Raw genomic sequence first — 8,401 nt, 5'->3', positions numbered from 1 at the left:
GCACCCAGGTCCACATCGCCAGAACGATGGTGAAGGCCACCGCAAGCGACGCCCAGCCGCCCTCGAACACCTTCACGATGTTGGAGGCGAAGAAGCCGATGTCGATGAAGCCGAACAGCGCCGTCATGGCGACCGCCACCCACAGCCGCCATTTCCAGATGCGGGTCATGACGACGAACAGCAGCACCGTCGTCACCAACATGTTGCCGGTCACCGAGATGCCATAGGCGGAGGCGAGCTTGCTCGATTCGCCGAAACCGACGACCAGCAACATCACCGCCAACGCCAGCAAAACATTGACGCGCGGCATGTAGATCTGGCCCGACTGCCGTTCCGACGTGTGCAGGATTTCGAGNCAACGCCAGCAAAACATTGACGCGCGGCATGTAGATCTGGCCCGACTGCCGTTCCGACGTGTGCAGGATTTCGAGCCGCGGCAGCATATTGAGCTGCACCGCCTGCCGGGTCAGCGAGAAGGCGCCGGAGATCACCGCCTGGCTGGCGATAACCGTCGCCGCGGTTGCCAATACCACCATCGGGATCAGCGTCCAGCCTTCGTTCATCTCGAAGAATGGATGGCCGACGTGACCGTTCTTGGCCAGCACGAAGGCGCCTTGCCCGGCATAATTGAGCAGCAGGCAGGGAAACACGATCGCCAGCCAGGCCAGCACGATCGGCTTGCGGCCGAAATGGCCGAGATCGGCATAGAGTGCTTCGGCGCCGGTGACGGCGAGGAAGATGGCGCCGATGGTCACGAAAGCGACGTCGGGCGAATTGATCAGGAAGGCGACGATGTAGTGCGGGCTCACCGCCCACAGGATTTCTGGATCGGCGATGATGTGGTTGAGACCGGAAAGGCCAATTGCCAGGAACCATACGGCGGTCACCGGGCCGAACACCAATCCCACCCCGCCGGTGCCAAAGCGCTGCACCGCGAACACCATGGCCAGGATGACCAGTGTCAGCGGCACCACATAGGGCTGGAAGGTCGGCGTGACGACGTTCATACCCTCGACCGCCGACAGCACCGAAATCGCGGGCGTGATGACCGCGTCGCCGAAAAACAGCGAGGCGCCGACGATGCCGATGCCCAGGATCACCGCCGACCGCTTGGGGAAACTGCCGCGCGCTAGCGCCATCAGCGACAGCACGCCGCCCTCNGATGCCCAGGATCACCGCCGACCGCTTGGGGAAACTGCCGCGCGCTAGCGCCATCAGCGACAGCACGCCGCCCTCGCCGCCGTTATCGGCGCGCAGCACGAACATGATGTACTTGATGGTGACGATGATAGTCAGCGACCAGATGATCAGCGACAGCACGCCGAGGATATCGCCGCGCTCGGCGACATTGCCGCCCGACGACGCCACCAGCGCCTCACGGAACGCGTAGATCGGGCTGGTGCCAATATCGCCATAGACAACGCCGAGCGCGCCTAGCATCAGCACCTTGGTGCTGTCCTGTTCGATTTCGGGATGGCTCGATTGTTCGACGGGTTCTGCCTCGCTACCAGCATTGGTAAGGGCCATGGACGACACTCCGATAAGGGGCGGCCCTCTACCTTTGCTGCACTGCAATATCAAGTGCCGCGACGTAATGGCTCCGTATGCGGACCGCATTTGTCGCCGCACCGGCGGATTGTCTCATACGAAACCACGATCCCGCTCCCAGGCCATTTCCTCGACGAGACACAGGCTCAAGGGGACCTGAAGGAGGGCCAGACCGGATGGGCGATGATCTGCGGCAGGAAACGATGGCGCTGCTTGTAGCTGACGGCATATCTTTCTCCTTTGTGTGTCTGCCAGACGAGCGGGCGGGCACGGAAGTGGTCGCGCTCTACTGCCAGACATACTCGTCCAACCTGATGAAAACCTGACTTGTACACCCAGCCCAAACAGGTGCGAGGGGTCGGTCTATTACCAAAGGCTCTGAGGGCTGATTCTCTAGGGTTCCCGCCCAGATTGATCCGTGACCCTTGTTGTGTACCGCCGCGGGTTGATCGGAGGCTCCAACTCCTGAGAAGGTGAAACCATGACAAGCAAGGCGACCAACAAGTTCTCTCCCGAGGTCCGGACCCCCCGCGGTGCGGCTGGTTCTGGATCACGAACGCGAGCGTACGTCGCGGTGGGCGGCGGTTTCATCGATCGCCGCCAAGATCGGCTGCAAGAAAGCCGAGCGTGACTGCGGCGTGCGCGCCGGAGTTCCCACGGATGCTGCGACGAAACTGAAGGCTCTGGAACGCGAGAGCCGCGAGCTTCGCAGGCCAACGAGAGCAAGGCTTCCGCGTATTTTGCCCAGGCGAAGCTCGACCGCCGGTTCAGGCCACGATCGCGTTCATCGACGATCACCGCAAGGCGCATGGGGTTGAGCCGATCTGCTAGGTGCTGCCGATCGCCCCGTCGACCTACCACGACCATGTCGCCAAGCGCGTCGACCCCTGCCGGCTGTCGGCTCGGGCAAGATGGGATACAGCCTCGAAGCATGAGGTCCGATGGTTTGAGGCGAACTTCCGCGTCTACGGCGTTCGCAAGGTCTGGCGGCGGTTGCGTCGCGAGGGCTTCGACGTCGCCCGCTGCACGGTTGCCCGCTTGATGAAGGCCATGAGCCTCGAAGGCATCGTCCGCCGATCCGCACTACGGTGAGCGACAAGGCCGCACCTTGCCCTCTCGACCACGTCAACCACCAGTTCCACTGCTCCGCGCCGAACATGCTGCGGGTCTCCGACTTCACCTGCGTCGCGACCTGGACGGGCTTCGTCTATGTCGCCTTTGTCATCGACACCTATGCCCGTCGGATCGTCGGCTGGCGGGTGAGCCGGACGGCGCATGCAGCCTTCGTTCTCGATGCCCTGGAACAGGCTCTCGATGATCGGCGGCCCGTGCGGGGAGGCGGGCTCATCCATCACAGCGATAGAGGCAGCCAAGGCGGATTCAACCGGATCGTCGCCACACACCGGCATCATACTGTCCCCCAAGGAGTTGGTCGAGGAGTTCGGCAGGTGTTTTCCAGCCGAGCGTTTTGCGCGGTCTTGTGTTGATAGCATGGGCGACTGCGTCCAGTTCCCGGGCTGTGTGCCGACTGAGATCCGTGCCCTTTGGAAAGTACTGTCTCAGCAAGCCGTTGGTGTTTTCGTTGGAGTCTCGCTGCCACGGGCTTGGGGATCGCAGAAGAAAATCTCGAGCCCGGTGTCGATGCGCAGGTCGGCTGCTGCGCCATTTCCGCTCCATGGGCCCAAGTCAGCGACTGACGCAGTTGCTCGGGAAGTTTGCCCATGGATCGGGCTATGGCTCTGCGGACTGCTTCAACGCCGTGGCCGGCAAGTGGTGGACCGTTCTTGATGCGCAGGCTCTGCTGATAGCCATTGCATGCGCGGCAGGTGAAGCACGCATTGTGAAGCGTGAACTTCGTTCCACGAGCGTACCGATCGCCTAGCTTCCGAGGCCAAGGATGAGGTCGCCTTCCCAATGTCCGGGGACAGCCCGATCGGCAATTTCGGCCGGACGGTCGCTTATTATAAGGGCGTCTCCAATGAAGGACTTGTTGCGAACTCGGGCCCGTTCGCGCGGTACGCGCGTTCGGGCGGTACGCGCAACGCTCGGCCTGAACGCAGACATGCGGTAAGTCCTCGGCGCAATGCTCCGCGTCCTTGAATGTACAAGGACTGATAGATCGTCTCGTGGCTGATCCGCATGGTTTGATCCTCTGGGTAATCGATCTGAAGCCGATTTAGCGATCTGCTCGGGGCTCCAGGTTGCCGACCACCTCCGGCTCTGTCGTTTTTTCCACACCCACCTTGGGGCCCTCGAATGAGGCGCCATTGGGGTTGGTGACTTTGCCGGCCAAGCGCTCCTCAACATATTCACGCAGAGCCGGATTGACCGCCAGCTTGCCAGGAGGCCGGCGGGACTCACGATCGGCGTGCCATTGGGCGGCACTGGCCGGTAATCCAGATTGCCGCTACGCGTCGCGGCATTGCGCCTGACCTCCCGCGAGATTGTGCTCGGCGGCCGACCTAGCTTACGAGCAATGGCCCGGATGCCGATCCCCTTGGCAAGCTCAAGCGCAATATCCTCGCGCTCCCGAAAGAAAGATATCGCCCCGAAGGCGGCTTCGCCCACGGCGCCAAATGCGTTGGCGGCATCCCTCCTGTACTCCGAAACCAGCGCGGACCAAGAGGCGTTGATGTACCGGCATCCAGTGCGGCCTCCTCGCTCGAATGTCCCAAGGCAATAGCTTGCCAGAACCGGAAGCGATTCTCACGCTGCCAGGCAGGCGGACGCCCGGGCGAATCCAGCTTCTTTCGAGTGCACCGATCTAAGCGCGTTGGTGAACCGTCATTGCCACCTCCAATCCCTCGGTGTCGCGACGACCGGTTGAATCCGCCCAATACGTCAGCATTCGATACACCGAGCGCTTGGCGGAGGCCGGCGTCGAACCCTCGGTGGGCAGTGCCGGCGACTCTTTCGATAATGCTCTCGTCGAAACGATCAACGGTCTTTACAAGGCCGAGGTGATCCATCGACGCGGACCCTGGCGCTCATTCGAGGCCGTCGAGTTCGCCACGCTCGAATGGGTCGACTGCTTCAACAATCGCCGGCTGCTGGAGCCCATCGGCAACATCCCGCCGGCCGAAGCCGAGGAACGCTACTACGCCATGTTGGATGAACCAGCCATAGCCGCGTAACTCAAACGAAACGGCCTCCGGAAAGCCCGGGGCAGTTCACATCGCATTTGATGCCAGCTTCATCGTATTTTCTTCGGCTTGGACGGGCACTTGGCAGACCCACAGAGCTGGGAACCCTTTGCCATACTACAACTGTAACATCATATCGGTTTAGCAGGTCAAGCTTCGGTGGTAACCTCATTGGGTAGAATAACTACTTTGGAGGCGAGCAATGGATCGCGATAACAAACGGGCACGCGCAGCTGCAAGATCATCTCAAGGCGTGGGGAGCAGTAGCCTCCGTGACGTTCCAGAGGGGCCATTGAGCGATGTTGCAGAACGGCTGGTAACCGCTAACCCGCGCGATACAGCGCGAAATCTTGGGGGCTTCAAAGGCCTCGGGACGCACGAGCGAACAGCCGTTCGGGGCACTCAACCCGGGCCAGAAACTGACCTCGCGAGATTTGAAAGGCGGACCAATCGGCTTGGACGATCAGCCATCAATCTGGCCGCGACATTAACAGCCGAATTGGGGTACAGCACGGATGACATAGCATTGCAGAAAGTCGGAGCGGCCAGTAATCTAGGCAATTACCTAACGCCAGGGCTGCAAGATGCTATTGTTAATCGCATTGGCAACATGGATCCGCCGTCGCAAGCTCTCGGAACTTATTACGTTGCGCCACACTTCAGTAAGTTTACTGAGGAAAACAAATCTCGCATTCTTGATCAGGCCATTGGATTGGCTTCTTCTGATCCGGATGGCAATGTCAGAAACATGGCATCCAATGCTATTCTCAACATGTATCACCAGTTCGACGCAAATCAACAGGCCCAAGCTCACTCAGTTTTTCCCGGCATGCAAGACATCTTGCCGCACATGCCGCCGCCGCAGCATGCAGCAGAGGAACGGAGTGCGAATCTGGACGGCCACATAGCAGGTATTGAGGCTGCAGTCCGTGATACAGTAGGCCCGCAAACCTCCTATGAACAGCTGCAGCGGGGTGCTCAAGTCGGGCGGTCCATAAGCCAAGCCTACAATCACGCCCGAGAGGACCTAATGGAGGCCACCAGAAGCAGAGATCGCTCCGGCCGTTGATGTCTCGGCCATGGTACAGTGACGCTTTCTCTCCCGAATTCCGTCTACGGCCTTGCCGTTTCCAATTCGCTGGCCGTTGACGTACCTGCTTAGTGTAACTTTCAAAAACCACGTCTGCCGGGTGATGCGCTGCAAGCATCGCACCACCCACTGCGGCATCGATCTGTCGAGCGGCGACATCGCGCGACGCCGGTTCGGTCTCTGAAGCACGCGCAGCATTAGCTACGGCTAATCCGGCAATGGAACAATGCTTTCAACAAAAACGACGCCCCCCAACATAGCCATTAGCATCGCGTGCTCACTCGCCGTGGGCTTCTGTGCGGCAAGTCTTTACGCAACCTTCCGCCACGGCGGCAGCGGCGAGGCTCTGATGGCGTTTGATGTCCGTGCCTTTTGGTTTGAAACGCCCTTCTATTTGGGTTTCGCAACCCCCGTTTTCTATCGGGGCGCGGCTATCGTGCTCTCGACGTCCGCGGTCGTCTTGCTGATTCAGCAGATCGTATTGCGCCGCAAGCTCGAACACCACGGGACGGCTCGTTGGGCTCGAGTGGATGAAATGCGACGCACGGGATATCTGCGACGATACCGTGGCGTGACAGGGCCGGTGTTTGGGAAGACAAGTGGCCCTTTCTGGCCTGGCTACTTCCTGACCAATGGCGAGCAGCCTCACAGCCTCATCGTTGCACCGACCCGCGCTGGCAAGGGCGTCGGCATAGTCATTCCAACGCTACTTACATTCAAAGGCTCGGTGATAGCTCTGGACGTCAAGGGGGAGCTCTTTGAGCTCACCTCGAGGGCGCGCAAAGCCGCAGGTGACGACGTGTTTAAATTCGCGCCGCTGGATTCGGAGCGGCGCACAAACTGCTACAATCCGCTGTTGGATCTTATAGCGCTGCCTCCACAGCAGCAATTCACCGAAGCCCGCCGCTTGGCGGCAAACCTGATTACGGCCAAGGGGGAGGGCGCGGAAGGTTTCGTCAGCGGCGCGCGAGATATCTTTGTCGCGGGAATCCTTGCCTGCATCGAGCGGGGCACGCCAACAATCGGCGCCGTCTATGACCTCTTCGCCCAGCCGGGGGAGAAGTTTAAGCTCTTCGCGCGACTCGCCATGGAGACTCAGAACAAAGAGGCACAACGCATCTTCGACGACATGGCGGGGAACGATACGAAAATCCTAACCTCCTACACTTCCGTGCTCGGCGATGGCGGGCTCAACCTGTGGGCGGATCCCGCTGTAAAGGCGGCCACAAGTCGCTCGGACTTTTCGGTCTATGATCTTCGCCGTCGCAGAACGTGCATCTATCTTTGCGTTGGTCCGAACGACCTTGAGGTGATCGCGCCTTTGATACGCTTGTTTTTTCAGCAAATCGTTTCAATTCTGCAGCGGTCGCTGGCCCGCCGGGATGAAAAGCACGAGGTTCTCTTCCTGCTCGACGAGTTCAAGCACTTGGGTAAGCTTGAGGCGATCGAGACCGCAATCACGACTATCGCGGGCTACAAGGGGCGTTTCATGCTCATCATCCAAAGCCTTTCGGCACTGACGGGGGCTTATGGAGAGGCTGGCAAGCAGAATTTTCTCAGCAATACCGGACTGCAAGTGTTCATGGCCACGGCTGATGACGAGACTCCGAACTACATTTCCAAGGCCATCGGTGAATACACGTTTGAAGCAAAATCGATTTCCCACAGCCAGGCGCGAACGTTCGACTGGACCATTCAGAATTCACATCAAGGTGCACCGCTATTGCGTCCCGAACAGGTTCGGCTGCTCGATGACGACTACGAGATTGTTCTCATCAAAGGTCTGCCACCATTAAAATTGAGGAAGGTGCGTTATTTCTCGGATCGCATTCTGAAACGCATCTTTGAACGCCAGACAGGCGCCCTCCCGGAGCCGGCGCCCTTGACGGGAGCAGAGGAGGCGCTCTCCGCCGAATCTCAACTCGATGACCCGCTGTGTGAATTGGCGCAGGACTTTGACGATACAGTTTGATGTGAGGCTGGTGTGGACCCGGCGAAATAGTAATCCATCCCGTGTAACAGCTTTGTCGCAGGTGCAGGACGCCGGCTTGGAAGACGGGCAAGCNCCGGCGAGTGGGCTTTGAGCAGCACGTGTCCGAGGCGCTCCGGCCGCTGTTCGATGGTCGAGCTGACGAGCCGCCAACCAATCCAGAGGAGCTTCTGCGACTGGAACAAGGGTTTCGCGAGGTGCTTCAGCGAGGGCAGGATCATCAAGCCGCCTCGTCTTTTTTCAGCAACCCAGGGATGCCCGATGGACGGGATGACCTCAACAGAAGCGTGTCGGAGGCTTTCGCAAGCTCTGGGACGCCGGAGTTCGGGCCGCCGCCCCCAGTCTTGGCTGCCAGCCGACAGCAGATCCGCCCTTGGCCGGATGAGCTTGACCATGCAACCACCTGCCACCCGAGTGAGTAGTCCCAACAATGAACATTCCACAGCGCTGTTGTGGCCAGCGGAGACGCAGAGGGCCCTGAATGCGCCGCAAGCCGTGGCCATTCAGCAGCAGCTGAGCGAAATCGGCAATTCAGGCGGCCGCGTGCATATGCAGAGAGGCGCTGATGCGATCTCCGGACCGGTAGCTCTCGCTGTAATTGATCAGGCTGGTACTGTTGGAAGGCTTGAT

The 8,401-nt window shown here is 59.9% G+C and carries 3 protein-coding genes, 4 pseudogenes and 1 other annotated feature; of the genes and pseudogenes, 5 read left to right on the top strand and 2 right to left on the bottom strand.

All coding sequences use genetic code 11. The features are described from left to right. Nucleotides 1-1,527: pseudogene (locus X730_RS01000000165065) on the bottom strand (KUP/HAK/KT family potassium transporter); the annotation flags it as partial. A gap of 197 nt (nucleotides 1,528-1,724) precedes the next feature. On the opposite strand from X730_RS01000000165065, the gene X730_RS1000000167995 reads away from it, so the two are divergent. Both X730_RS1000000167995 and X730_RS1000000167230 read left to right on the top strand, forming a co-directional pair. Beyond that, on the top strand, nucleotides 1,725-1,874 hold the full coding sequence (locus X730_RS1000000167995; RefSeq protein ID WP_023703136.1) for a hypothetical protein: 150 nt from the start codon (nucleotides 1,725-1,727) through the stop codon (nucleotides 1,872-1,874). 155 nt (nucleotides 1,875-2,029) lie between these two features. Next, nucleotides 2,030-2,921: pseudogene (locus X730_RS1000000167230) on the top strand (IS3 family transposase); the annotation flags it as partial. Further along, nucleotides 2,281-2,397 (top strand) — a sequence feature (AL1L pseudoknot). (Overlaps the previous pseudogene by 117 nt.) Nucleotides 2,922-2,928: 7 nt before the next feature. On the opposite strand, the pseudogene X730_RS1000000167225 reads toward X730_RS1000000167230, so the two are convergent. Next, nucleotides 2,929-4,139, bottom strand: a pseudogene (locus tag X730_RS1000000167225) (IS30 family transposase). Nucleotides 4,140-4,379: 240 nt separating this feature from the next. Here X730_RS1000000167225 and X730_RS135560 point away from each other — a divergent pair. From X730_RS135560 to virD4, 3 genes and pseudogenes are all read left to right on the top strand, one after another. Further along, a pseudogene (locus tag X730_RS135560) lies at nucleotides 4,380-4,682 on the top strand (integrase core domain-containing protein); the annotation flags it as partial. 535 nt (nucleotides 4,683-5,217) lie between these two features. Beyond that, complete coding sequence (locus tag X730_RS1000000169010) at nucleotides 5,218-5,760, top strand: hypothetical protein (RefSeq protein ID WP_245261469.1); 543 nt, start codon at nucleotides 5,218-5,220, stop codon at nucleotides 5,758-5,760. 247 nt (nucleotides 5,761-6,007) lie between these two features. Next, nucleotides 6,008-7,753 (top strand): type IV secretion system ATPase VirD4, encoded by a 1,746-nt coding sequence (virD4, locus tag X730_RS135570; RefSeq protein WP_023727267.1) that lies wholly within the window; start codon nucleotides 6,008-6,010, stop codon nucleotides 7,751-7,753. Nucleotides 7,754-8,401: the final 648 nt, after the last annotated feature.

The sequence above is a fragment of the Mesorhizobium sp. L103C131B0 genome (assembly GCF_000502275.1).
Lineage (GTDB): Bacteria > Pseudomonadota > Alphaproteobacteria > Rhizobiales > Rhizobiaceae > Mesorhizobium.
The sequence above is the reverse complement of the archived record's forward strand: the minus strand, read 5'-3'. Positions and strand labels throughout refer to the sequence as shown.